General features: G+C 42.9%; 19 protein-coding genes. 6 read left to right on the forward strand and 13 right to left on the reverse strand.

The annotated features are described in order from the left end of the window. Positions 1-4 precede the first annotated feature (4 nt). Entirely contained in the window at positions 5-3,355 is a 3,351-nt protein-coding gene (gene ileS, locus PZB74_RS05085) for an isoleucine--tRNA ligase (protein ID WP_302241266.1), read from the forward strand. A gap of 37 nt (positions 3,356-3,392) precedes the next feature. Beyond that, positions 3,393-4,034 carry a lipoprotein signal peptidase gene (locus PZB74_RS05090; protein WP_302241267.1) on the forward strand — a complete coding sequence of 214 codons (642 nt, stop codon included), beginning with the start codon at positions 3,393-3,395 and terminating at the stop codon, positions 4,032-4,034. Between the two features lie 49 nt (positions 4,035-4,083). On the opposite strand, the gene PZB74_RS05095 is transcribed toward PZB74_RS05090, so the two are convergent. From PZB74_RS05095 to PZB74_RS05115, 5 genes are all read right to left on the reverse strand, one after another. After that, entirely contained in the window at positions 4,084-4,473 is a 390-nt protein-coding gene (locus tag PZB74_RS05095) for a hypothetical protein (RefSeq protein ID WP_302241268.1), read from the reverse strand. Positions 4,474-4,573: 100 nt separating this feature from the next. Further along, positions 4,574-4,705 carry a hypothetical protein gene (locus PZB74_RS05100; protein ID WP_302241269.1) on the reverse strand — a complete coding sequence of 44 codons (132 nt, stop codon included), beginning with the start codon at positions 4,703-4,705 and terminating at the stop codon, positions 4,574-4,576. 104 nt (positions 4,706-4,809) lie between these two features. Continuing rightward, positions 4,810-5,598, reverse strand: a complete 789-nt coding sequence (locus PZB74_RS05105; RefSeq protein WP_302241270.1) for a DNA-formamidopyrimidine glycosylase family protein — start codon at positions 5,596-5,598, stop codon at positions 4,810-4,812. A gap of 73 nt (positions 5,599-5,671) precedes the next feature. Then, positions 5,672-7,558, reverse strand: a complete 1,887-nt coding sequence (locus PZB74_RS05110) for a M1 family metallopeptidase (protein ID WP_302241271.1) — start codon at positions 7,556-7,558, stop codon at positions 5,672-5,674. 156 nt (positions 7,559-7,714) lie between these two features. Further along, positions 7,715-8,689 carry a polyprenyl synthetase family protein gene (locus tag PZB74_RS05115; protein WP_302241272.1) on the reverse strand — a complete coding sequence of 325 codons (975 nt, stop codon included), beginning with the start codon at positions 8,687-8,689 and terminating at the stop codon, positions 7,715-7,717. 164 nt (positions 8,690-8,853) lie between these two features. Here PZB74_RS05115 and PZB74_RS05120 point away from each other — a divergent pair, with 164 nt between their 5' ends. From PZB74_RS05120 to PZB74_RS05130, 3 genes are all read left to right on the forward strand, one after another. After that, complete coding sequence (locus PZB74_RS05120) at positions 8,854-9,714, forward strand: alpha/beta hydrolase family protein (RefSeq protein ID WP_302241273.1); 861 nt, start codon at positions 8,854-8,856, stop codon at positions 9,712-9,714. A 240-nt stretch (positions 9,715-9,954) separates the two neighbouring features. Then, positions 9,955-11,463 (forward strand): sensor histidine kinase, encoded by a 1,509-nt coding sequence (locus PZB74_RS05125; protein WP_302241274.1) that lies wholly within the window; start codon positions 9,955-9,957, stop codon positions 11,461-11,463. Between the two features lie 47 nt (positions 11,464-11,510). Beyond that, positions 11,511-12,272, forward strand: a complete 762-nt coding sequence (locus PZB74_RS05130) for a DUF6503 family protein (protein WP_302241275.1) — start codon at positions 11,511-11,513, stop codon at positions 12,270-12,272. Between the two features lie 8 nt (positions 12,273-12,280). Here the strand turns inward: PZB74_RS05130 and porU2 are convergent, their stop codons facing one another. The 8 genes from porU2 to PZB74_RS05170 all read right to left on the reverse strand — a co-directional run bounded on the left by porU2 (position 12,281) and on the right by PZB74_RS05170 (position 24,458). Then, the gene (gene porU2 / locus PZB74_RS05135) at positions 12,281-17,359 is read right to left on the reverse strand and encodes a putative type IX secretion system sortase PorU2 (protein ID WP_302241276.1); all 5,079 of its coding nucleotides are present in this window, start codon (positions 17,357-17,359) and stop codon (positions 12,281-12,283) included. A 67-nt stretch (positions 17,360-17,426) separates the two neighbouring features. Then, on the reverse strand, positions 17,427-18,512 hold the full coding sequence (locus PZB74_RS05140) for a putative type IX sorting system protein PorV2 (RefSeq protein WP_302241277.1): 1,086 nt from the start codon (positions 18,510-18,512) through the stop codon (positions 17,427-17,429). 158 nt (positions 18,513-18,670) lie between these two features. Further along, entirely contained in the window at positions 18,671-19,156 is a 486-nt protein-coding gene (locus PZB74_RS05145; protein WP_302241278.1) for a hypothetical protein, read from the reverse strand. 7 nt (positions 19,157-19,163) lie between these two features. Continuing rightward, positions 19,164-20,087, reverse strand: coding sequence for an NHL repeat-containing protein (locus tag PZB74_RS05150; protein WP_302241279.1), 924 nt, complete (start codon positions 20,085-20,087; stop codon positions 19,164-19,166). Between the two features lie 85 nt (positions 20,088-20,172). Further along, positions 20,173-21,450: a hypothetical protein gene (locus PZB74_RS05155; RefSeq protein ID WP_302241280.1), complete on the reverse strand. Its 1,278-nt coding sequence runs from the start codon at positions 21,448-21,450 to the stop codon at positions 20,173-20,175. Between the two features lie 97 nt (positions 21,451-21,547). Next, entirely contained in the window at positions 21,548-22,414 is an 867-nt protein-coding gene (locus PZB74_RS05160; protein ID WP_302241282.1) for a glycerophosphodiester phosphodiesterase family protein, read from the reverse strand. 117 nt (positions 22,415-22,531) lie between these two features. Further along, a complete protein-coding gene (locus PZB74_RS05165; RefSeq protein ID WP_302241284.1) occupies positions 22,532-23,902 on the reverse strand; it encodes a DUF2254 domain-containing protein in 1,371 nt (456 codons plus the stop codon). 67 nt (positions 23,903-23,969) lie between these two features. Beyond that, a complete protein-coding gene (locus PZB74_RS05170; RefSeq protein ID WP_302241285.1) occupies positions 23,970-24,458 on the reverse strand; it encodes a DUF4385 domain-containing protein in 489 nt (162 codons plus the stop codon). A gap of 157 nt (positions 24,459-24,615) precedes the next feature. Here PZB74_RS05170 and PZB74_RS05175 point away from each other — a divergent pair, with 157 nt between their 5' ends. Further along, entirely contained in the window at positions 24,616-26,193 is a 1,578-nt protein-coding gene (locus PZB74_RS05175) for a tail fiber domain-containing protein (RefSeq protein WP_302241286.1), read from the forward strand. Positions 26,194-26,221: the final 28 nt, after the last annotated feature.

Here is a 26,221-nt window from a genome sequence, read left to right on the forward strand (position 1 = left end):
TACAGTGAAGTACCCAGAATACAAAAATCCTGATTACGCTAGTATAGCGCAGGAGATACTCGCCTATTGGCAGGAGCAAAAAGTTTTTCAAAAGTCTGTAGATAGCCGCGAAGGTAAACCCACCTTCACCTTCTTTGAAGGGCCTCCATCTGCAAATGGTACCCCGGGCATACACCATGTGATGGCGCGTACGATCAAAGATATTTTTTGCCGATTTAAAACACTACAGGGCTTTCAGGTAAAGCGAAAAGGAGGTTGGGATACCCACGGTCTTCCTGTAGAGCTACAGGTAGAGAAAGAGCTGGGCATCACTAAAGAAGATATTGGCAAAAAAATCTCGGTAGAGGAGTACAATCAACGCTGCCGCGAGGCCGTCATGAAATTTAAAAGCCAGTGGGACGACCTAACCCAGAAGATGGGATACTGGGTAGACCTTGATAATCCGTATATCACCTTTGAGAAGGATTACATGGAAAGCCTATGGCATCTGCTCAAGAAGTTTTATGACAAAGGGCTTTTATACAAAGGCTACACCATACAGCCATATTCGCCTGCCGCAGGTACCGGACTAAGTTCTCATGAGCTCAACCAGCCGGGCTGTTACCGCGATGTAAAAGATACTTCGCTTACTGGCCAGTTTAAGATCAAAGGCAGCGATAACGACTATCTGCTGGCCTGGACAACCACACCCTGGACTTTACCTGCTAACTCAGGTATAGCTGTAGGTGTTAATATAGACTATGTAAAAGTAAAAACTTATAATCCATACACGCATCTGCCGGTAAATGTAATATTGGCAAAAGATCGTATGGACACCTATTTTAACCCTAAAGCCAAAGACCTTAAGGTAGAAGATTATAAAGCTGGCGACAAGCTGATCCCGTTTGAGGTGATAGACAGCATGAAAGGCTCTGACTTGGTAGGGATAAAATATGAGCAGTTACTACCCTATGTGTCGTTGCCTGAACCTGCTTTTACAGTGATCGCCGGTGACTTTGTAACTACTGAAGATGGTTCCGGACTGGTACACCTGGCCAAAACATTTGGTGCAGATGACTTTAGGGTACTGGAACAGAACGGTATACCCGGTATCATGGTAAAGGATGAAAACGGCAATGATGTACCTATCGTCAACAAAAAAGGTCGTTTTGTAGCAGAGATTACAGACTTTGCCGATATGCCGGTAAAAAATTATGATGACGAAGACGAAAACGATCCTAACTATAAGTCTACTGACGTTAAAATAGCTATTAAGCTCAAAGAAGAGAATAAGGCATTTAAGGTAGAAAAGTACGTTCACTCCTACCCTCACTGCTGGCGTACCGATAAGCCTGTGCTTTATTACCCACTGGACTCATGGTTTATTAGAACCACAGAGATGAAAGAGCAACTGATAGCACTCAATAAAACTATCAACTGGAAGCCAGAATCTACAGGTAGCGGCAGGTTTGGCAACTGGCTGGAAAACCTGGTAGACTGGAACCTGAGTCGCTCGCGCTACTGGGGTACTCCTTTGCCAATCTGGCGAACCGAAGATGGCAAGCAAGAGAAGTGTATAGGCTCAGTAGCAGAACTTCGTGAGGAAGTTGCCAAAGCAAATACAGCTTTTGCCGAAGATCATGCTTTGGTAGAAAAGAACAATGAAGCACTAGCCAAAGAAGATCTGCACCGTCCTTATGTAGACCATATCGTGCTGGTAAGCGAAAATGGAGAAAAAATGTACCGCGAGTCTGACCTGATTGACGTATGGTTTGACTCAGGGGCTATGCCTTATGCCCAGTGGCACTACCCTTTTGAGAACCAGGAGGTGTATGAAGCTAACTATCCGGCCGACTTTATTTCTGAAGGCGTTGACCAAACTCGTGGCTGGTTTTTTACACTACATGCTATTGCTACTATGCTTTTTGATAGTGTTGCTTTCAAAAATGTAGTATCAACCGGGCTGGTGTTGGATAAGAACGGTAACAAAATGTCCAAGCGGCTGGGCAATGCCATTGACCCGTTTGCTACGCTTAAAACTTACGGGCCAGATGCTACACGTTGGTATATGATCTCTAACGCTAACCCCTGGGATAATCTGCGTTTTGATCTGGAAGGTGTACAAGAGGTACAGCGCCGCTTCTTTGGCACTTTACAAAACACTTATGCTTTCTTCGCATTGTATGCCAACCTGGATGGCTTTACCTATACAGAAGATGATGTACCCCTTACCGAAAGGACAGAAAGTGACCGCTGGATAATCTCCAAGCTTAACAGCCTGATCAAGCAGGTAGAAAGTGCCTATAATGAGTATGAGCCTACTCGGGCCACTCGCCTGATACAGGACTTTACTATAGATGACCTGAGCAACTGGTACGTAAGATTGAACAGGAAGCGATTCTGGCAGGGGCAATACGGAAAAGATAAACAGGCAGCATATCAGACCCTGTATACCTGTCTGCTTACCATAGCCAAGCTGGCTTCACCGGTAGCACCTTTCTACACCGAACGCCTGTATCGTGACCTGAACGGCATTACTAAAAAGGAAAATTTTGAGTCTATACATCTGACAGATTTCCCTGATGCAGACGAAGCTGCAATAGATAAAGAACTGGAGAGCAGAATGCAGATGGCACAGACCACTTCTTCTCTGGTACACTCACTTCGTAAGCAACATACGATCAAGGTGCGACAGCCGTTATCTAAAATACTGGTACCAGTTCTGAGCGAGGCCTTCAAGCAGAAACTCAGCGCTATGGAACAGTTGATCCTTTCTGAGGTGAATGTGAAAGATATTGAATATATTGATGACGCATCCGGAGTGTTGGTTAAGAAAATTAAACCTAATTTCAGAAAACTGGGTAAGCAGTATGGCCCTAAGATGAAAGAAATTAGTGGAGCCATTAACCAACTAGGTCAGGACGCAATCAATCAGCTGGAGAGAGAGAATCATTTTGAGCTACAGCTATCTGATCAGACTATTGGCCTGACTTTGGAGGATGTGGAGATAACCTCAGAGGATATACCAGGATGGTCAGTGGCCAGAGAAGGAAGCATAACTGTAGCCCTGGATATAACACTGACTGAAGAACTTAAGAAAGAAGGTTTGGCACGCGATCTGGTTAACCGTATACAAAACCTGCGTAAAGATCAGGGGCTGGATGTGCAGGACAAGATACAGATAAAAATTGAGCGCTTTAGTAATGAGGCCTCTACCAATGGAGAGGTAGTATCTGTAGAAAGTGCGGTTAGCGCCCATAAAGAATATATTTGTGCTGAAACTCAGGCACTTGCTCTGGATGTTGTAGATCAGCTGACTGATGCTACTGAGTTGGATCTGGATGATCAGCAAGTACGTATAAAAATTGAAGCTTAATCTGAGGGCAGCGATGTTTCTCATAACCCTATAAACAGTGAAGTATTACAAGTATTATCTGCTTAGCATAGGCATTATCATATTAGACCAGGTGGTTAAGTTGTTGGTGCATTTTAATATGGATATGGGTATTGTTGGGCAGATTCCGGTTTTTGGCGATTGGTTCAAGCTTCATTATACGCTCAACCCAGGTATGGCCTTTGGAATGCAGATTGGTTCTGAATATGGCAAGCTTATTCTTACCCTCTTTCGTCTGGTAGCTATGGTAGGTATTGGCTATTACCTCTATATGCTGGCCAAAAAAGGTGTACACCAGGGTTTACTCTGGTCTGTAGCTTTAATCTTAGGCGGAGCAATAGGGAATGTAGTAGATAGTGCCCTTTATGGCGTACTACTGGATAACGCTCCTTATGATGCGGCTACACCCTGGTTTCATGGGCAGGTAATTGATATGTTTTATATTGATATCTGGGAGGGACGAGTAGCAGAGTGGGTACCTATTTGGGGAGGAGACTATATGGCTCTCTGGCCTATTTTTAACATAGCAGATGCTTCTATTTTTGTAGGCGTAGCTATTATCCTGATCATGCAAAACAAATTTTTTGGTGAAGAACATGACACTACTGAAGAAGTAAGCGAAGTAGAGACCAGCTCACAGCAACGTTACGAAAATCAGTAATACAAAAATTTATCAAAAAAGCCTTCTGTGTTGTCACAGAAGGCTTTTCTTATTTGACCCGACTAGCGGACATCGGATAAGAATCATAGCTGCTTGCTACTACCTTTCCATTAAAAGAGTCACCTTCAAAAGAGCCTTCCACAGCCAGTTTATTGCCGTCCATCATAGCTGTTGAGTTTAGCTGGTTTTCTTCAATATTTAGATCTTCCAGTTTAAGGCTACCCATTTCGGAACGCAATTCTCCCTGATAAGTGTCTCCACTTTGGGTAATAATCATCTGCCCCTTAACATCACCATAGGGAGTGTTTTTTACGGTATAGTCCCAGGTGCCTACCGGGCTATTGGCTGCTTGCTTTGAGCTGGCACAAGCTGATAGTAGAGCGAAAATAAAAAGGCAGAATAAGCCCTGTTTACATAATTTGAGTGCTGTTGTTTTCATTCTGGTATAGGTTGGTTATGTAACTAATCTAGTGTTTTTATATAAAGCAAAAAAGGCTTCCGTAATAGAAGCCCTTCTCTTAAATATCTCTAACAATAATTTAGTCTACCTTTCTGTCATCGCCTCTGGGGCAATCATCAATTTTCGGTTCATGGCATGGTTCTACTGCATTAGCATCACATACCGGGCAATGTGCCACATCTTTATTCTTTACATTCTTATCAGTATCCATAATCCTTTTGTTTTAGTTGAAAAAGTAAATACAACTATAGAACTGTAAGCAGTTATATTCGTTTAAAAAAAGGCTTATTTAACATCAGTCTAAGTAAATCCAGATTATACCTTCAGTTTTTGACCTACCGGACAAATGTAGGTGCCACGCCCATTAACTACCATACGGATAATATCGCCATCGTAAAGCGTACTTTTAGCTCCTTCCTCCCGGTGAGTAATCAAAAAGTGCTTAGGAAATTCATCATAGCGTGTTTCAAGATCTATCGCCGTCCTGATGATGTACTGCATCTTGTCGTACAGCGATTTAATGTGTGTTTCCTCGAGGGCAACCATTGGTGTTTCAGGGTGCAACCCGGTCTGGTATAACATATCGTCTACAATCCAATTACCTAAGCCGGCCACTACACTCTGGTTCATCAGTATAGGTTTTATCAGGCCTTTCCTTTTTTTTAGCTTTTTAGCAAAGCTTTCATGACTAATCTTGAGTGCATCTTCTCCAAGTTTCTTTTTTTTGCTGTAAGCCTGTACATCTGAGGTAAGGCCCAGGCGACCCAATATACGGGGACATACATAGCTGAGGTGGTAACCATCCTCCAGAGAAAACAGTACTTTTGTAAAGCGTGGTGTATCTTCTCTGTCTTTAAAATATCTCAGTCTACCAGTCATCCCGAAATGCATACTCAGATACTGACCACTGCTAAGGCTGATCAGCAGGTGCTTACCAATGCGTTGGGTTTGCTCAAATGTCTGGCCAATTAGTCCTTCACGAAGCTCATCAGCTGTGCAAAGTACCACTCTTTCATCTTCTACTTCTACCTCTGTAATTTTTTTGTGCAATGCCGTATGTCTTAAATACTTCTCAAAGGTGGCTACTTCTGGTAATTCGGGCATATTAATAAAGTTTGGTCATAAAAAAGGACTGCTCACTGGCAGCCCCTCTTCCATCTATTCACTTACAACATTGTTATTCAACACTATTACCAAAACGGATGTTATTTGCATCCGGATATACATTATTGCTCCGGTTAATATCCGCCATTCTCTGGCTTGTATCAATTTCTATGCGCTCAATGTTATCCAGACTTTGCGGAATCTGCATCAGATAGGTAGGGAACACCCAGGGCCAGTCTTCAAGTACTGCACGTGGTGTAGATGTTTCATTTTGTTTTTCTCCTCTCATTACGCGCAAAGGAATGTAGAAAAGCTCCTGCTCACCATTCTTGTAGGTAACCAAAACATCCAGTGGCATGGGCATCCTGTTTACACGTTCTAAAGTAACATGCGTAGTTTCTCCTCTGGGTTCCAAAGACTTAATACCATAATCAATAGTCTCAGTAGTATTTACAAAGTATTCCAGATACCAGTCCAGTTCTAGCCCTGACTCTTTTTCCATAATACGCTTAAAGTTCGTAGGGTTAGGGTGCTTGAACTTCCACTCATTAAAGTAGCGTTTCATCCCTTTCATAAAAGTTTCCCTACCTATAACATAGCTTAGCTGCTCCAGAAACACAGCTCCTTTAGAATAGGCAGCTCTTCCATACGCGGCATTTGTATTGTAATGATCGGAGTGGGTAGTCATTGGCTCTTCTTTGCCAGAGTTTACCAACCCATAATATCCACCGTAGGAGCCACCATGAATTTGGGCAGAGCTACTACTTTCTCTCCCAAAAAGATGCGCCATAGTCAGGTTACTGGCATAGGAGGTAAAACCTTCGTCCATCCAGGAATAGAGGCTTTCGTTAGTACCCAGCACACCCTGATACCAGCTGTGTAGCATCTCATGAACGGTAACTCCTACCAGGCTTTGCAGCGAGCGATGCCCGGTAATTAACGTGGCCATAGGGTATTCCATACCTCCATCTCCGCCCTGCACTACCGAATATTTATCATAAGGGTATTTGCCAAAGTTTGCACTCACATATTGAAAAGCTTTTACCGTATACTCCGGTAATACGTTCCAGTTTGTGGTTAGAGAGTCTTCCTGATAAAAGAAGTGTAGGCTAGGCCCATTTGGTACCTGAGCGATAACATGTTTGTAGTCAGGGTCAGCGGCCCACATAAAATCGTGCACATTGTCTGCCTGAAAGTGGTATGTGATTTTCTCTCCTTTCGGTCTTTTAATTTTTTGACCTTTTTGCTGATAGCCATGACCGATTTCCTGAGGGTTCTGAAGGTAGCCCGTTGCTGCCACCACATACGAAGAGTCTATAGATATTTTAACATCATAACTACCCCACACTCCATGAAACTCGCGACCAATATAGGGATTGGCATGCCAGCCTTCATAATCGTACTCAGCCATTTTAGGATACCACTGCGACATAGAATAGTCTATACCCTCCGCATTGTCTCGGCCGGAGCGGCGGACCTGTAAAGGCACCTGCGCAGAAAAGTCCATTTTAAAAGTTGACTTTTGCCCTGGCAAAATGGGCTTGTTTAACTGGACTTCCAATATGGTACCTACTACTTTGTAAGATACATCTTTACCATCCTGCTTTAGAGACTCCACTCGCTGGTAGCCTATTTCATCATCTTTAAGGTACAAGATACGGTCTCTTACCCTGCGGTCTGGATCTTCAATAGTACGCGAACGTACGTCCATCATACTACCGGGCTGAAAGGCATTAAAATATAGATGGTAAAATACCTGGCTGAGTGTATCTGGAGAGTTGTTATAATATACCAGTTCCTGAGTGCCCTGAAACTGATGATTTTCTACATTCATATCAATTTCCATACTGTATTCTGCCTTCTGCTGCCAATAGCCAGAACCCTGGGCATGGGCCTGAGGTATAGACGATAGCAGGAAAAATGCTATGCAAATAGATAGAATTGTGTGTGTGTGTTTCATAAAAACTTCTGTAGTTGTTTTCTTATAATGGGTTAGCTGTCTTCAAAAGTCTTAAATATAAGCTTTTCGGCGAAGTAATAGTTTAGCAAGCAGTACAAAGCATAGCAGTATTGCACCCTACGGAGTTTGTTACTTCTAAAAAGGTAAAAAGTAAGCTTATTTTTTGCGCTCAATCGTATACTCTACCAGGCGCTTTAATGACTGTTTGAATTCGGAGTCCGGAAAAGTACTAAGAATATCCTGAGCCTTGCGGTGATAGTCCTGCATCACTTCTGTAGCGTACTCTATACCGCCAGAGGCTTTTACAAAGTCTATGACCTCATGTACCTTGCGAGGCTTCTCACTCTGGTTTTTAATAATATAGATAATACGTTTCTTCTCCAGCCAGGAAGCCTTTTGCAGCGCATAGATAAGCGGGAGAGTCATTTTTTTCTCCTTAATATCTATACCTACCGGCTTGCCAATTTCTGCACTACCGTAGTCAAATAGGTCATCTTTAATCTGAAAGGCTATGCCAACTTTCTCGCCAAAGTCCAGCATTTTCTGTATGGTCTCTTGGTCGGCACCAGTAGAGCTGGCGCCTACTCCACAACATGAGCTAATTAAAGAAGCTGTTTTCTGGCGGATAATTTCGTAATACACACTCTCTGTAATATCCAGATTACGCGCTTTTTCTATCTGCAGAAGCTCTCCTTCGCTCATCTCTCGTACCGCATTTGAGACAATCTCCAGCAGTCGAAAATCTTTATGCTCTACAGAAAGCAACAAGCCTCTGGAGAGTAGGTAATCACCTACCAGTACAGCGATTTTGTTTTTCCAGAGCGCATTAATAGAAAAGAATCCACGACGATAGTTGGAGTCATCTACCACATCATCGTGCACTAGCGTGGCTGTATGCAATAGTTCAATTAGCGCAGCACCACGATGGGTAGCCTCGCTTATCTGGCCAGTCAGGCCAGCAGATAAAAATACAAACATGGGCCGCACCTGCTTGCCCTTGCGTTTGACAATAAAACTCATGATTTTATCCAGCAACAATACATTGCTTTTCATAAAATCACGGAATTTGTCTTCGAAGATGCCCATTTCGTGGTCAATGGGCGAGCGGATTTCCTGGATAATGCTACTCATAGGCAAGGGCACAATATTACCACCTAATTGTACCAATGCAAAGTACTAAGGGAGATTTGCTTATTTTTTGTATTATGGCTGCTTCTGACATGGTCTTTTCGTATAGCGTTGTATAGCTATATTTTTATACTTACATAATTCAATATTGTTCAAGCTTTGAGCTCATGAATCTAACAAAAATATTAACGCCAAGTGCTTTAAGTACAGCTAAACATCAAAAACCACTTACTTATGATGTCCGCTACCCTGAGAACGGCACGCCCAAGCCAGTCATCTTATTTATTCATGGCTTTAAGGGCTTTAAAGATTGGGGGTATTTTAACCTGATGGCCGATACTTTTGCAGAGGCTGGTTTTGTATTTGTCAAAATTAATTTATCACATAATGGCACCACACCGAATGCTCCAGAGGAGTTTGCCGACCTGGAAGCTTTTGGCCAAAACAATTTTAGCATAGAATTGGACGATGTGGGCTTGCTATTAGACCATATTTTGTCAGCAGATTTTGAAGTTCCGGAAGAGGAGATAGATAAAGAGCAACTGATGCTGGTAGGGCATAGCCGTGGTGGTGGACTCGCTTTGCTTAAAGCAAGTGAGGATACCCGTATTAGAGCAGTTGTAACTATGGCGGCAGTAAGCGACTGGGAAGCTCGCTGGCCCAAAGATGTGCTGCAACAATGGAAAGAAGCAGGCATACAACATATCCCTAATTCTCGTACCGGACAAATTATGCCGCTGTACTACCAGATTGTGGAAGACTATTACCGCTTTCGGGATCGGCTTCATCTCCCTCAGGCTATCAAAAGATTAAAGGTACCGGTGCTGGCTTTTCATGGCACAGAAGATGAAACAGTACCGCTTTCTATGGCTGAAGACCTGCAAAAATGGAACGATTATGTCAGATTAGAAATTTTGGAAGGAGCTAATCATACTTTCGGAGGAGGCCACCCTTACCCGGAAGACCATTTGCCAGCAGCAGTGAGGCACATTATAGACACCTCAGTAGGATTTTTTAAAAAGAGCTAATTTTCTGTCAAGTCCACATCAGGTACTGCCTATGCTATGTACATTGTACAGCTGCACAGAAAACTATAATTTTAGCATTTATTTCACAGATTTTTGAAAAAAATAAAATATTAAGGAAAATTCATTCTAATCAGGATATAATATCGATATTTGCTTACTATAATTAGTGCAATCCTGCATTATCTACTTTGTCCATTAATCCTAACTAAGATCCCTCGTAAGGTATACCTGTAATGAACTATGGCTGAACAGCAACAAGAAGCTTTAGGTAGAATATTAGACCACTCCATTAATGAGTTTTATGTTTTTGATATTGGCACGCTACAATATCAATACGTGAGTAAGGCGGCCATTGATCATTTAGGGTATGCGCAGGATGAGCTTCTAAAACTGACTCCTTTAGACATACAGCCCAAATTTTCTCAAAAATCTTATAGCAGACTTATCCGCCCGGTACTAGAAGGACAAAGCAAGGAAGTAAGCCTAGAGACTATCCATGTACGTAAAGATGGCTCTACCTATCCGGTAAGAGTACAGTTGCATACCTCTGAGTTTATGGGGAAAAATGTGCTGGTGGCCATTGTGGTAGACATTACCGAAGAGAAAAACGCCGCCAAGGAAATAGAAGAAAGCAAGCGCTTTATAGAAAGCATTGCGGATACCTCTCCAGAGCTTTTGTATGTTTTTGACTTTAGAAAGGGCAACTACATCTACTTTAGCAACCATATAAAAAACATGCTTGGATATGAGGTAGAAGATATGCTTAGCGGCAAGCTTCAGCTTTTTACTAAACTACACCCCGATGACTTTCAAAAAGTAGCTTATAACTTTCAGGAAAAAATTAAGCACGTACGTGACGATGAGGTAGTAGAAACCGAATACCGAGTACAACATAAAGATGGGCATTGGGTGTGGCTCTCCAGCAGAGATAAGCCTTTTAAACGCGACGCACTTGGTAATGTAATACAAACGGTAGGTACAGCTCAGGATATAACTCGCCGTATGCAATATGAGCAACAGCTTGAGAAACAAAACGAGGAGCTTAAAAAAACCAATGCCGAACTAGACCGCTTTGTTTACAGCTCATCTCACGACCTTAGAGCTCCTTTGGCCTCCGTATTAGGCTTAATTAACATTGCTTTGCTGGAAGATTCTCCTACAGAAAAAGATGTTTATATCAAGTTGATGGAGACCAGTATCAACCGTCTGGACAGGTTCATTCAGGATATTATTAACTACTCGCGCAACTCACGGATGGAAGTCGGTAAAGAAACTATAGACTTTGCCAACCTGATAGATGAGACCATTAGTAACTTAAGCTATATGGAGGACTTAAATGTGATCGCTTTCTCTTCTGACTTTGACTTACAGTCTCCTTTTGTGAGCGATCAAAGACGTTTATCCGTAATTTTGAGCAACCTCATTGGCAACTCTATACGCTACCGTAGCCTTAGCGTAGACCAGTCTTATATTAACGTAAAAGTAAGCACCAACTCAACACAGGCAACCATTATCATAGAAGACAACGGCATAGGCATAGCTCAGGAACACCAAGGGAGAATATTTGATATGTTTTTTAAGGCCAGCAACGAAAAGCATGGCTCGGGCATTGGCCTTTATATTGTTAAGGAGACTATCAGTTTTTTAAAAGGTAGTATTGCCGTAAAATCCAAAACCAGAGTAGGCACCACGTTTACCATCACTTTGCCCAACCTTATAGGGCAAGAAGAGGCAGAACCCCAGCCCTGATTTCTCGTAAGCCCTCCTATAAATACTGGATTTTACCCTACCAAATCATGATGAACCGTACTTTTTGGGGCCTGCTTTTGGCAGCCTTCCTTTTTGCCTGCAAACCGCAAAATAAGGCTCAAAACATCGTAAATAAATCAATTGAAGCTCATGGTGGCTCACAGCTAAGCCATGCTCAGTTTAGCTTTGACTTTCGCAAAAAACATATTGAAGTAGCGCTGGACGAAGGCCACTATGTATACGAAAGTATACTTAACGACTCAATTGATCGGGTACATGACAAACTGAGCAATGAGGGCTTTAGCCGCTCAGTAAATGGCAATACGCTTAAGCTTTCAGAAGAAGACCAGCAACGCTATGGAAACACTTTAAATTCGGTAGTGTATTTTGCTCTTTTACCCTACCACCTTAATGACCCGGCAGCAAACAAAGAGCTATTAGGTGAGACTACTATTAAAGGTGAACCTTACTATGAAATTAAGGTTACTTTTGACCAGGAAGGGGGGGGCACCGACCACGATGACGTATTTGTTTACTGGATACACCAGACTAAATATACAATGGATTACCTTGCCTATTCATTTCAGGTAAATGGCGGAGGTACACGTTTTCGTGAGGCTTATAACATCCGCCAGATTGAAGGGATTCGTTTTGCCGACTACATCAACTATGAGAGTACGGTTCAGGATTTTGCTCTGGAAGATTACGAAAGCCTTTTTGAAGAAGGAAAAGTAGAAGAACTCTCCCGTATCAGGCTGGAAAACGTTGAGGTATCTTCTACTAAAAACAATACACTAGCTAAAAACTGAAACGTATTTTAGCGTAGAATATACATTTTACCAAATCCATTTTTGAAGCCCCTATCTCCGGCAGTTTCTCTTAAGTCTAAAGCTTTACCTTTACTTCTGACCAGTACACGATAAAGATACACCCCATTGGCTAACTCATCGCCGAACTCATCCCGTCCGTCCCAGGCATAATCTGTAATGTTGTTGCCTATACGGATGGGGCCTAGTTCATCCTGGGTGATCTCTCTTACTACTTTGCCACTAACCGTCATAATCTGTACCTTAATCTGGTCGGGAATATCCTGCCCGGTTAGCGTAAACACAAATCGGGTACTGGTGGAAAAAGGATTAGGGTAAGGATAAAAGTTAGTAATTGTAGACTCATTGATTATCTCAAAATTAACTTCATATGGCTCTGCTCCTGAGGCATTGCCACTCGCATCTTCTGCTTGCACACTAAGTGTATAAGTACCATCCTCCAGCTGGGAGGGCTGGAAATTGATTTTAAAAGGCTCCTCTCCTTCAGCAGGGGTCCAGCTTACTTCTTTGCTGTTTAAAGAGACTCGCTGCATTTGTGTATCTGTTGTACGCGCATTGGCAGTACTGGCTACAACTTCTTCCGCTTCTTTTTTCCCAAGGTATATGTCTATACCACTGGTATCCTGCTTAACGAGATAAGGGTTTTCATCTCTGATCTCAATTGTAATCATCGGGCTAGGGGATACTATGTCTCCGTCCAGAATATAAGTACCATCAAAAGCTACATCAATGATAGGGTTAAGCGCATCTGCCTCTACTTTCAGGAATGATGTTACACTTATGGAGTTATTGTTGTACGATTGCTCAGCCTGCTGTCGTGGATTCACATTTACCTTCAAGTCATTCTCTCCTATGTTTTCCATAGTACTGACCTCTATACTAAAAGCCACCGTATCTCCTGAAGCTAAGGGCTCCACATAAAGTGTATCATTAAAGGTTTGACGACTGTTATGATTAAACAGACTGTATACTACCTGAAGTGAATCGCTAAAGTCTTTGGCAGAAAGGTTATAAAATTCAAATGGAATAGAGAATGACTCCCCTTCCTGCTTGCTGATTTGTTTACTAAAGTCGCTTTCCGACAAAATTACCCCTTCTGGTAGGCCCTCATAAGTAACCAGCCAATAATCCAACTGTGCTGGCGTCTGGTTGATTACATCTTCTACTTCTAACTTTAGAAGAAGGTAGTCGTACTGACTAGCATCCAGTGCTGACAGGTCTAAGGTAGCAGTGGCAGTTGTACTGCTAAGTAATACCTGCTCTTCCCCGCTGCCTTTATCTCCAAGTACAGAAATGTTAATGATATCTGAATCCTCCAGGCTTTTTATCTGATACGATAAGCTTCCCCACTGAGCAGCAGGGCCAATTCTTTTACTTAAAATACTTCCCTGGCTAAGCTTGCTCCGCAGTATTTGAGTATGCGTGATCAGTTGCTCAGTTGTAAGAGTTTCGCTGCTCGGGTCTGCCAATATTTCCGTCGCGCTATTAGCTTCAGCATTTTTTCTTCCTATAAAAATGAAGGGCTCCCCTTCCTGTAGGCTGGTAACCGATGAAGGGTTAATGCCTAGCTGTTCTAAAGATTCAATGGTTTCAACAGACCAGCTGGAAGGGTTTATAGTACCGATATTAAACAAGATAACAGGATCACCCTCATTTACGGCTTCTATCAGATTATCCAATACACCATTTACAACTTGAGAATTGGTATAGGTATTTATCATCTGTGGACGCCTTCCACAAATATTCGGGTTTTGCAAATCGAAGCCTCCCGGGTCTACAGGCAGGTAAGGGTTTAGGCTATAGCGGTCAAAGGCAATAATATTGATAGAGTTATTTCTACAGGTATAGCCGGCATCAGGTAAAATCAGAGGCGTACCATTCACATAAATCTGCTCATTGGCAGAGCTGTTATAAGCTGCTCCAAAGGTTGTCACCTCTACCTCCAGTTCAGTGTCAGGAAAAACCCAGCTACTCCCCTCTTTTTCAAGATTGCTCACCTGATTTTCATTTAGCTGATCAAAACTCAGTTGTGCCCAACTTTCAGGGTGGTCGGCGATGTAGGTGAAAGAGCTTTGTGTCCATTCATCTATTTCTCCCTCTCTTATTTCAGCATACTTAGTTCTCCAGAAGTAGACGGTACTGTCCAGAGTAATAGGCAAGTCTACTATTTGAGCTCCTATGCCCTTGGCAGAAACTGTAAACTGTTGTTTTAGCGCACTATTGAAGCTATAAGAAGTATCTACCTCCAAAAGAAACTCCCGTTGATCATTTTTCTTGAGTGCGCTCTGGTAGTCACCGGCCTGCCATTGTAAATTTACTCGAGTCTCCGAAGCTATTCCGTAGGCAGCCGGTGTTAGATGTGCCGTTCCTCCCAGAGGCATAAAATAGGTAATGCTCACCCGGTTATTACTTTCATTTAACTCCGGTATACTATCGCCACTATCAATAATTACCTCAAAACGATTATCTCCGGCCTCAGCAGCAGGGCTAATGTCTTCATCATCTGACTGAATTACAAAAGAAAGCGTATCCTCATATAATACTGGCTTAAATATTCTGGGGCCGTATGTAATGAGGCTTCCATCTTTTAGCGTACGGTTGATGGTAACTCTCATGGAGTCCTTGGTGCTTCTTCCAAAATTTTTGACTACCAAATCCAGGGCAAATGAGTCTGAAGAGACGGTAACTGTCGCATCCTGTAGAGAAGATACTGTTACATTGTTTTCATCGATGTGGAAGTCAGGCTTTTGCCTGCCAAAAAGGCTTACTGCCGGATCGCCCTGCAGTACGGCCTGTCTAACCTGAGCAATATGGACTTCCCAGAAGTTACCATTGAGCAGCTCCATAAACTGACGGCTAGCTTCATCCTTTATTTTTCCCATGGCGCCACCTACATAGGTGGAATCTCCGAAGCCGGTAGAATAAAATGCATTGGAAAATCTTTTAAGCACACTAGAGATCCCCTCAGAACTATGGGCAATAACATGGAGAGCTCCTTTGTCAGGTGTTTTTATCCAATCTTCACCAAATGTAAGTGCATTGCTAAATATATTACCTGCGTTACACCCGTTGATCAGAATTGCAGGGTACTTCCCTTTGTTGTTATAACCCAGCTCGCTGTTGGATACATAGCCAATTTCAATATCAGAACGTGTGGTAGACGAGTGACCAAAAAATGTAATGAGAGACAAGCCTTTATTAACTTCGTCTGCAATATTGATGAGTTCGGTAGCACTATTAGATTGCTTGGACTGTACATTCACCTCTCCTCCCAGATAGTCATTTTCAGCGATCGTCTGTAGCTCGTCTACATAGCGAGAAAAGAGTGTAAGCTCCGCCAGATTAACACCCCCGCTTAAATGCACCAGATGCTTTTTCCAGAGTGCGTCACGACTTTGGCTTGCCTGATAGTCCTGGCTAAGATTTCTGCCTTCACTTTCTTTCACTTTATCCAGATAAGCAGCTACCTCTGCGGCAGTTTGAGCATTGATACGCCCAGTGGGTATGGCAGAGTTATAGCCATCGCTGCCTGCCAGGCCTGAAGTGAGCACCACATCGGAACCGGGCATCCCGCCGGTTGGCACCAGATCTCTTAAAGTAGTAGACTCAGGATCTTTTCTATGGTAATTATAATTAGGCGTCAGGCCTTTTCCAATAATCAGCAAATACTCAGGATTACCCTTATTTAGCATATAATCTGCGAAATGCCGAATGGCCAGAGGACTTACCTCGCCGTAGTTAAATTGATTGTATAGATCATTAATATCCATTAGCAGGGTAGTATATCCCCCACCCGCTGCCGAGGCTCTATACTCCTGATACGATTTAACAGGATCGCTATAATTACCTCCCGGTGCTCTTAGCAGCGCATGAGAGATCATCAGAAAATTAGCTGCTGGGTTTACTTTTTGAAAATTAGCTTTTTGTAGAGAGGGAATTGCTTTTACACTACCCAAAATAATTTTGCGCGCGACATTCGTATTAGGAATAATAGCAGCAGCCCTATTCCCAATCAGGTTGTAGCCAATTTTAATGGCATTGTACTCATCAGTAATATCCAACAAATAAGGGTTAGCAGGAGCGTTAGCCAGTTCTACATAGCTTTTTGCCGAGGCTTTTGCTACAAGGTTAAACTCTTTTGTCGTCTCAGACTGCGTGCTGGTCTGCTGTGGGTATCTTATTTTAAGATACGACAATGATACATTATCTGCTTTTCCATTTACACCATTTACTGTGAGCCTTACTATAAGCTGGCCACCACTTATATCTGACCAGTTGAGATTTTCGAAGATGAGCGTATGGTCGTAATATGAAAACTCGGCAGTCGTAAGCGTTCTTAGTGTGGATACAGAACTTCCTACCTGAATGGTAACATTATGTTGTTGGTTGTTTCTTCCAGCCAGTACCATTTCCAGTTGTGGAGCATCACCAGCGGTGTATGGATCAGGGGTAGCCAGGCTATAATCAACCGACTCTCCCTGCTTGATACGCGGGCCTGTCCAGCCTTCGCCATAATCATATGTACTGAGGTGAGCGATCACTCCTGAAAGTGAGCCTATCGGATACTGCCTACCCATAGAGAACTCATTAGATAGCACCATAAGCTCTTCATTCCAATGAAACTGCTCTGCGGGTATTCCTCCAATATTATTTTCAGAGAAGGTGCTCATCCGTTTACCATTTACCGCCGCCAGTGACCAGGTTAGAAAATAGGCGGTAGAATCTGAATATAAGCTATGGTATGGGTTGGTTTGAGCCTCTTCGGGCACATATAGCTCTTTATCACCTGAACCATCATTTTTTTGGCCATAGAAAAGCAGAAAGTCATCTGTATCAAAGCTGGCATCCTGTTGACCTTCCAGGTGAACGGCCTGTTCCTGCCCACGAAAGTAGAGCTGTATCCTTCGTGGATCTACATTATCTACGGGAAAGCCCGCTTCCAGTAAGTCCTGATAGCTTACACGGTAAATACCGTCTTCAGCTACACTAATCTTGTAGTAGGTTTGAGTATAGTTAATCCACTCATTGCCAAATCGTTGTGCCTGAGCCTTAGGCAATAGGGTGCACATTATTAATATTATGCTCAGCCTTATGTGCCAAGCCATACTCCTGGGTGTCACTTTCAAGCTACTCATTCTACTGTTTGGCTTCACGGTCAATGCTAAATTTGAGAGAGAAAACATGGGAGTACAAAGATTCTGAGCGATCACCAATATCAGTCAGCGCATAATCTACACTAATACTTCCGGCACGAAAACCCAGACCAAAGTCAGGCTGAAAGCTGCGGTAAGTACTGCCATCAAAATCTTTGAGTTGCTGCACATTGCCCGCGCCCAAACGGACAAAAGCCAGCTGTTTATAATCCACCTCTAAGCCCAGCGAGGGATCTACAGAAGAGAAATCTGACTTGAGTAGTACGTTTCTTTTTCCATCAAAAGTAAAATCCAGATCTGCGGCAGTAAGCAGGCCTATCTTACTTTCCCAAAAACGCCAGCTGCGTGCAATGCCCAGAGAGGCTTTGGGAAGTGTAACTTCTATAGTATTGGCAGGAATTACGTTGCCTGTTTGCGTGTACACATCTGATACCAGTTCGGAATTATGCGTCCATGCATTGAAGGTGCCGGTAACATCATGAAGCATCAGCCCAAAACGCCAGTCATTTATACGGTAGGTAGCGGCAGCATCCAGTCCAAAGCCCCAGGCATTGGCAAAGTCCCCTACAGTGCGGTGTACCACTTTAAAATTAGCCCCCAGACTTAACCCCTGTATACGAGAAAACTCCCGGGCGTACGAAAAGAGGAAGGCATAATCTGCCGCTGAGAAGAAGCGTATATTATTATAGTCTATACGGCCGTTAGCATCGTAAAGGAAGCGGGTATCCGGAATATCGTCCACAGCAAAACGCACTACTGAAATGGCTAAGGTGCTGAGAGAATCCAGAGGAGTAGCAAAGCTACCATAATCGTAATTTGCGATGCCGGCAAAGTACTCGGCATGCATTAACGACACTTCATAATCGTGAGATAAATCAGTAAGGCTGGCGGGGTTCCAGAAGCCGGAAGTAACGTCATCAGCCACAGCTGTCTGCGTAGCTGCCATACCCAGGGCTCTGGCTCCGGCACCTATAGAGAGAAATTCGTTGCTATATTTAGGAGTATTGAGCTGCCCATACGAATCTACTGTAAGCAGGCTCAAGCCTATCACTACCAAAACCCAACGCATGATGTCTTATTCTGAGTGGTTTGAAACTGGTGCAACCTACTCATTCACAACTTTTTAAACAAGTCATTATTAGCTGTGATAATACACCATAACTTACTTACAAAATTGGCTTTATCAGCATTAAAATAGCATTATTATAAGTTAATTCGCCGATAAGCTTAGTCTAGCAACTTCCCCTTTCGGTACTTTTCTGATTTAGTTACATTACCTTCCTCATCAAAATATATCCAGGTACCATGTTTTTTTCCTTTTTTCCAACCTCCTTCCATGCGAGTTTCGCCATTGGCATAGCTCATCTCCCAGGCATGCAATAACTCCCCTTCTTCTATGGCTTTGAGCTTTACTGCCTGTAGTTGATAGGGAGACTGTATATGCAATACCATCTCTGAACGGGAAGGAAACTCTTCCAGAATAAGCTCCTCCTGCTTTACCGAAAAAGTACCGCGAGAAATTTCTTTGCTACTTACTGTACCGCTACGCTTTGAGTACTCCATTCCAAACAAAGTGTAATGGTTGGGTGCACTTAGCAAAAGTGTAATTTTTTCGTCTTCGTATACATAGCTCCCAAAGGGGCCAGACTGTGCCTGAGTAAAGCCGGGACTTACCATCCCGGCCCAAAGTATTAATAAAAGAACTCTGTACATAAATGGCTTATGAGTTTCCTTTGCTGATCTTATAAGCTACCACTCTGTTGTCGTAAAAAGTAGGCACCAGTACCAATTCCTGATCGGGCACATAACCAATATCCGCCGAGTTAATTTTGTCTGCTTTAGTATCAGAAAGCTTTTGACTTTCTTTACTTTCAGGGTCTAGATAATGGATTTCTCCCTGCCAGGTAGATACTATATACTTACCATCTCTGGTTTTAATGATACCATCGGCCGAAGGAATATTATCTATCCAATGTTCGCCTACCTGCTGATTGTCTTTGCTAATGGGCGCGAAAAAACCTCCACCAGCAGAAGCCAGCAGTATCTGATCTCTTTCGGCATACAGTCCATTAGGTCTCTGTAGGGTAGAGTCGCTCATCCATGTCCCTATTTCTCCATTGTTTAAGGTATGTATTTTATCGGTATTAGAGTCGGTGATGTATACTATACCATCCTCATCAATGGTGATGTCATTCAGAAAACCTGCTCCATCTACAGCATAAGTATTTTCTATACTTCCATCTTCCAGGTTAATTACCGCTACTTCGCGTATGTCGGTTACATAAAGCTTGTTATCATAGATGCCCATGCCTTTGGGGTCGTTCAGTCCTTCTACCCATCGTAGTTCGCTCACCTCTCCTTCGGGAGTCATTTTAGAGATAAAACCATCGCCATCTGCACCTTCGGCATTTACTGCGCCTATGTTGGCCACATAAATGGCTCCGCTGTTTTCATTATAGATAACAGACTCGGGCGTCTGCATTATGGTATCGGTAGCCCATGCTTCCTGCAAGGTGATACTTTCACTGGCAGAGGTGGAGTCTGCGCTCGTTGTATCTTCGGAAGCCTGCTGCTCACCACTACCTCCACAACTGTAAAATAAAACTGAAAAAATAAGAGCCGGATAACTAAAAATCGCTTTCATGTCAGTTTGGTTTTTTGTTAGGGTTGATTTTCTTAAAAGATAGAAGGCCTAAAGGAGAAATGCCACTTCCGCCACAAATATTACGCTAGTCCCCCACCTGTAAGGATATCGGAATCTCCATATCCAGATTAAGAGGCCCATACCCTAAATCCAGACGGGTACTCCCACTGAGGGTCGGCTGTAGCACCTCACCACTTAGTAGCCATGCCAAGCCGGGCCTGTCTTCATCTCCCCAACGTAGTGAAACCTGCATCTTCATCAACATATCTTCTCCGGCAGCAATTTGTTCGTTTCCACTCACTGGCCTGGCACTCACGGCAATTGGCTGAAAAGATGCCAGATCTGCACTGGAAACTAAAGTAGGTGCTTCTATACTAAATTCATTTGGGTTGCTGATTATAAAAGGTACTTCTACTAATAAGCCGCTGATTCTGGGTCCGGGGTATTCCAGTTTGTCAGGTATATGCTCGTAGAAGTTATTCCACTGCAACTTAAAATTACTCCACTTTGCGGGAGCCTGAGTATCTATCGGCCTCAGAAAAGTATTTACAATCTGGTCCATTACCGGCTGGGCTTCAGCGGGGGCAAGCTTACTTTTGAGAGCCTCCCATTTTTGGCTGGCCTGCGGATCAAAAGCAAAAAAAGTGGCTATCACATGGTCTGCTACATACACATCGGTAAAGGGTACTTTAGTCTCCAGCATGAGCTTGAGAAAAGGGTCCTGCTTATGAAAACTCTTATTAAGTAAACTTACAAAAGGCGAAGCTGCTGTCTTAAAAGGCTGTAAGTTTAGCTCTTCCATCTGCCCTAATAGCTCCACTTTAGCCATTTGCCCTGAGGGCTTAATGCTTGGCAAGAGTGGCAGGCGTAATGTGTCTCCAAAAGCTAACTCAAAAGTATATGTACTAAATCGTGAAGGTAGATCTACGCCAAAGTCATTCAGGTTCAATTTAAATTCTGAAACCAGCTCAAAATAATTATCCTTACCTAATACATTTAGGTCTTTGAGCACTCCCTGGGGGTTTAAGTCAAAGGTAAAGTAGTAGGCAATGAGCTGCTCACTTTTCTTTTCCAGTACAAATGAGGGCTGCTCGTTAATATCGCCAGACAGAGGCTTTCCGTTGAGTAAAAAGTTCAGGTCATGGGCGGGGATCGTCAGGTCTTTGTTGAGCGGATTTTTAAATAAAAAACGCATGGCCAGTTTGAGCTTCAGGTTTTGCTGCTCCAGTTGAGGCTGTACTTGTTCTATTCGTAAATTCTGGTATCTGATGGTAGGAATATTATCCGCAATACGAGGGCTACAGGCACTGTTTAGCAATAGAGCAAGGAGGAGTATAAAAAGCACATAGCTTTTAGGTAACATAGAGAGGCGCATAGGGCTAAAATTTATGTTAAACTCAGAACTTAATGCTTTGTACGCGTGAGTATAGCCCCCGTAACCACTGCTTGAGCTCCCCTGCTTATCTCTCTGTACTTTCCGCCAGGGGTTCTACAAGCTTTAACAGCAGAGCAGGCTCATCTGTCTGAACGATGTTGGCTCCATATTGAAGTAATTGCTCCAGGCTCTCTTCTCCCTTGGCTCGCGCCAGAGCTTTATCGGTATCTCCTAAGGCATTGATCCACACCCGGCTGCCGTGCGACTTAATTAAACTTACAGTCTCTGCGCTATTAAATGAAGGATCTATATGCACCACTTCGGGAGTAAATCTTTGGAGAGCGGAGTCTGCCATCTCCAGCGAATAAGCTCTTGGCATCAGCATAAGCGCATCGTTAGCTTTCTGCACCTCTTCCAACACTTCGTAGTCACTATCAAAAAAGAAAACCTGATCTTCGGTAGCACTTTGCTCCACTAGCCTGATAATTGGCTGTATTTTAGTTGTTTTCAAATCCAGGTCTATTAGGATCTTGTCATCTGCTAGTGTCAGTACTTCTTCCAGGCTAGGAATTTTATATGGAGTTACCTTGCCATTATGAAGCAGAGACAAGGCCTGTAGTTCTTTCCAATTCATTTTTTCCGGATCACCACTACCGTTGGTCGTTCGGTCTACTGTACCATCGTGCATTAAAAAAGGAACACCATCTGTACTCACCTTAACGTCTATTTCTATAATGTGCACTCCCATTTCAATAGCCTGCTGAATACTGGGTAGAGAGTTTTCTGGGTACTCGTGGTGTACCGCTCTGTGAGCAGCCACCATTACCTGCGAGGAGTTAGGGTCCAGAAAGTCAGCTTTAAGCTGTTCAAAATGGTACTGAGCCCAAAGCTCCTGAGGAGCAGCTAAAGTGAGTAGCAGCAGAAGTAAGGCATGCTTAAAAAAAGAGTACATAGAGGAGTAAGGTAGTATTGATTTCAAGCGAATTTAAAAAGTCAGGCTGTTGGGTCAAAGTTTAGCTGTAGGTATTATTTCAAGCTCAATGGCTTTAACTCCAAACTTCTCCAAAAACTATTTTTCACTGCTGGAGCTTTGCCTAATGGTTAGTACCATAGCCTGGGCTAGCTGATGTTCAGGATAAGCGACGACTAGCTTACGGATTTGTTCGTTTAGCACCTGCCTATCGTGTAGGGTAGTTAGTTTGTTGTTTATGTGTATCAAAAGATCATTTACTAGGGCCATAATATTATCTGTATAGCGCTCATACTCATCGTTTTGCAGTAGTGCGCTAAACATCTGTATCAGTTTAGAATATACAGGAACAGCTTTGTCAGCATAGTTCATGATAGTACTCATGCAATAATATATAAGTAACGAAAAGTGGGCAGGTTGATAGATAAGCCGTAGGCCGTTCGCATCATCTACCTTAATTTTAAGCCCATACACCGATGTACGCAACACAAAGAGGTCTGTTAGCCTGTCTAAAGCTTGTAGTGCTGTACCCGGATCATTTATGCCGGGGCTGAGTGCTTTTATGGCTACCTCGCTGAGCTGTTTGAAGCCATACAGATAGTTTTCACTGATGTTCTCCTGATGCCTGAAAATCATAGTTTCAAAAAGCTTTTGCTGTTCAGTTTCGCTAAGCTGACGGCTACTTAGTAATAACACATCTTTACGATTAACAAACTGACCGATAGGTATACATATCTTCAGCACCACATCCATGTTTTTAGCAGTGCGTATCAGGCGCTTGTCATCTATGGTATCCAGGTAGCCGGATATCAAACTTTTTACAGCCGACCACTGCGCCATATCTGGTAGCTCACTGTCAGGTACGTATACTTCATGTTCTATCTCATACTCTATTCCTTTTACAGTAGCTTGGTACAGCTCATTAATAATGTTTCCAATTTGAATGTCCTGGGAGATGCGGTTGATAAAAGAGATAAACAGGGCCAGACAGATTATACTTAATAGCACATTAACGATAACTGAAAGGCTAGGCACCTGGAAAGTATACATCAGCGACTCTATGCTGGAAAGCACCATAAAGCTGTAAGCGATAGTGCCGATATAAAAGCCCATCACAATCTGATGGTGTTTCTTTTTTACCAGGGTAGGCAGTAAACGGGGAGAGTAACTTGAGGAAGTCTGGTTAAGTACCACCATTACCATAGAAAAGCTAAATACCATAAGAGAGATCATGCCTCCGGCAATTGTACCCAGCAGTGTTCTGACACTGTCCGGGGCAAGTACATTTTTAATATCAATCGCCCTTCCCAGCAGTTCATCTGGTGTACGCTGGTCGGTATATAGTGTTAACAGCGACAGCAAAAATAACCCCACAGAAATGAATGTAGGATAAAAAGCGATACTTGAAATAATATTCAAATACAGCTTTACGATAGTGTTGGTAGAGGTTATAGCAGCTTTTTTTAACATGAGGATAAGGCTTGAAATAGAAACCTGCGCTTTCCTCAATTGTTAAAGCCAGAGGATGAATCCGCGACTAACCATATTGCTCTTTATGTGCTTTTTGCATCTTTTGGTATTTTTGGTTCGTTTTCGCCTCCTCCCACTTCACTTTAAAAATGGCAGCCGCTTTAGCCTTTATCGGATCTTCCTTACGAGGAAGCACCTCTTTTCTGGCTTCTTTCTCTGCAGACTTACTCCCTGCGTTCTGAGGGTTACTTTTGTATTTTCTACCACTCTTATGGTTAGCGTATCGGCGCGCACGGGTATATCCCATCTGCAAAAATTTACGAGCCATGTCAGCCCCTACAAAATCGTCGTGTTTTAGATAATCCAAAAACATACTGTATATCTTATCCGATGACTCGGTAGCGATTTCAGGGTTTTTAAACCGCCAGTGCTGTAGTATTTCAGACTTATAAGGCTCTACCATAAGCACACCCTGCTCTCCTTTTCCTACCCGGTAAAGCTCCGGTTGCTCCCGAAAGTTGATTTGATCAAAATCTAATGAATAGTCAAATGCCATACGCTGCTGAAATTGTTAACTATTAACCCACAACCTGGCTTTGTGTTTCCCTGAGTCACAGGTCAGGCATTTTTTTCTAAAAATTATACTACCTCCGGGTTACAATCAGCACACGGTATTTACCAAATAGCACTATTGACCTTAAACTTTTCTGACCATGAAAAAGCTACATACCATACTCCTTTTACTTTTGTTTATTGTAAAATTAGGTAGCCTGCATGCCCAGTCTAACACCAGTTACGGAAACGGAGCCGGTAGCGCCTTAACTTCCGGAAGCAGCAATTCTTTCTTTGGTTACCGCAGCGGGCAAAATACCACTTCTGGCAATTTTAATACTTTTATAGGCTCGGTGAGCGGCAGAAATAACACTACCGGCTACGCAAATGTAGGGGTAGGTTTTGCCAGCGGCATATTAAATACCACAGGCGACAAGAATACCTTTCTGGGTATGTACAGTGGCTATTATAATAATGGAGATGATAACGTTTACATAGGTTATCAGTCAGCTTTTTCTAACCAGTATGGCTCTGATAATGTGATAATAGGTAGCGCGGCAGGTTTTAACAACAAAGCCAGCTGGAATGTATACATTGGTAGCGAAAGCGGAAGAGAGAATACCACCGGGCACTCCAATGTATTTGTTGGCGAAAAGAGTGGGTACTCTAATACTACCGGACGTTTTAATACTTTTATCGGTACCCAAAGTGGAGAGCAGAGCACAACTACCTACAGCAATACCTTTATCGGTAGTTATACGGGGCATTATACAACCACCGGAGAAGGTAATGTGTTTTTAGGGAGCAGCACCGGCTACGACAATACCACAGGAGATAATAATACCTACCTGGGAAGACTAAGTGGCTACAACAATCAAACAGGCTCAGGAAATGTGTTTATAGGCAGCCGCGCCGGCTATTATGAGACTGGCTCCAATATGCTATATATCAACAACAATAGCAGCACCCCTCTTATTTATGGTGATTTTACTAACAATACAGTCAGTATACAATACAAGTACACGGGTACTACTTATAAACTGTATGTGCCCGGGCAAATTTATGCTACCAGTGTGGCGTCTCCTTCTGATGAACGCTTTAAGAAAAATATTAAAGACGTAAATGGAGCGCTGGAGGGAATCAAAAGTCTGAGCGGAGTTACTTATGAATTTAAAAACGCGCGCTCAGATGAGGCACGCCAGTTCCCTAAGGGTAACCAGTACGGTCTGTTAGCACAGCAGGTACAGGAGGCATTTCCGGATTTAGTTATAGAAGATGAGGAAGGCTATCTGGCCATTAACTACATGGGGATGATTCCAGTACTGATAGAGGCAATGAAAGAACTTTCGGGAGATAGCATAGGTCATTATCAGGCACAGCTTTCAGCTTTGCGAGAAGAGAACTTGTCTATCCGTGAAGAGTTAAATGAGCTTAAGAAGATGATCAAAGGCAACAATATAGATAGCTCCTTTGGTAAAGAGGCTTACCTGAATCAAAACCAGCCCAACCCATCTGATGGTAACACCCGTATTCAGTACAGCCTGCCCGACAGCGTACAGCAGGCCAGCATACTCATATATGACTTGCAGGGCAAGCAGGTGATGGACTTTAAAAATCTGAATCCAGGTAGTGGTGAGATTGATATTCTTAACAATACGCTCGATGCAGGCATGTACATTTATAGCCTGGTAGCTGATGGCAAAATTGTAGATACTAAGCGAATGATTCTGAGTAAATAAGTAGTGCTCTCTTTTTAAAGTAAGATAA

The organism is Porifericola rhodea (assembly GCF_030506305.1).
GTDB lineage: Bacteria > Bacteroidota > Bacteroidia > Cytophagales > Cyclobacteriaceae > Catalinimonas > Catalinimonas rhodea.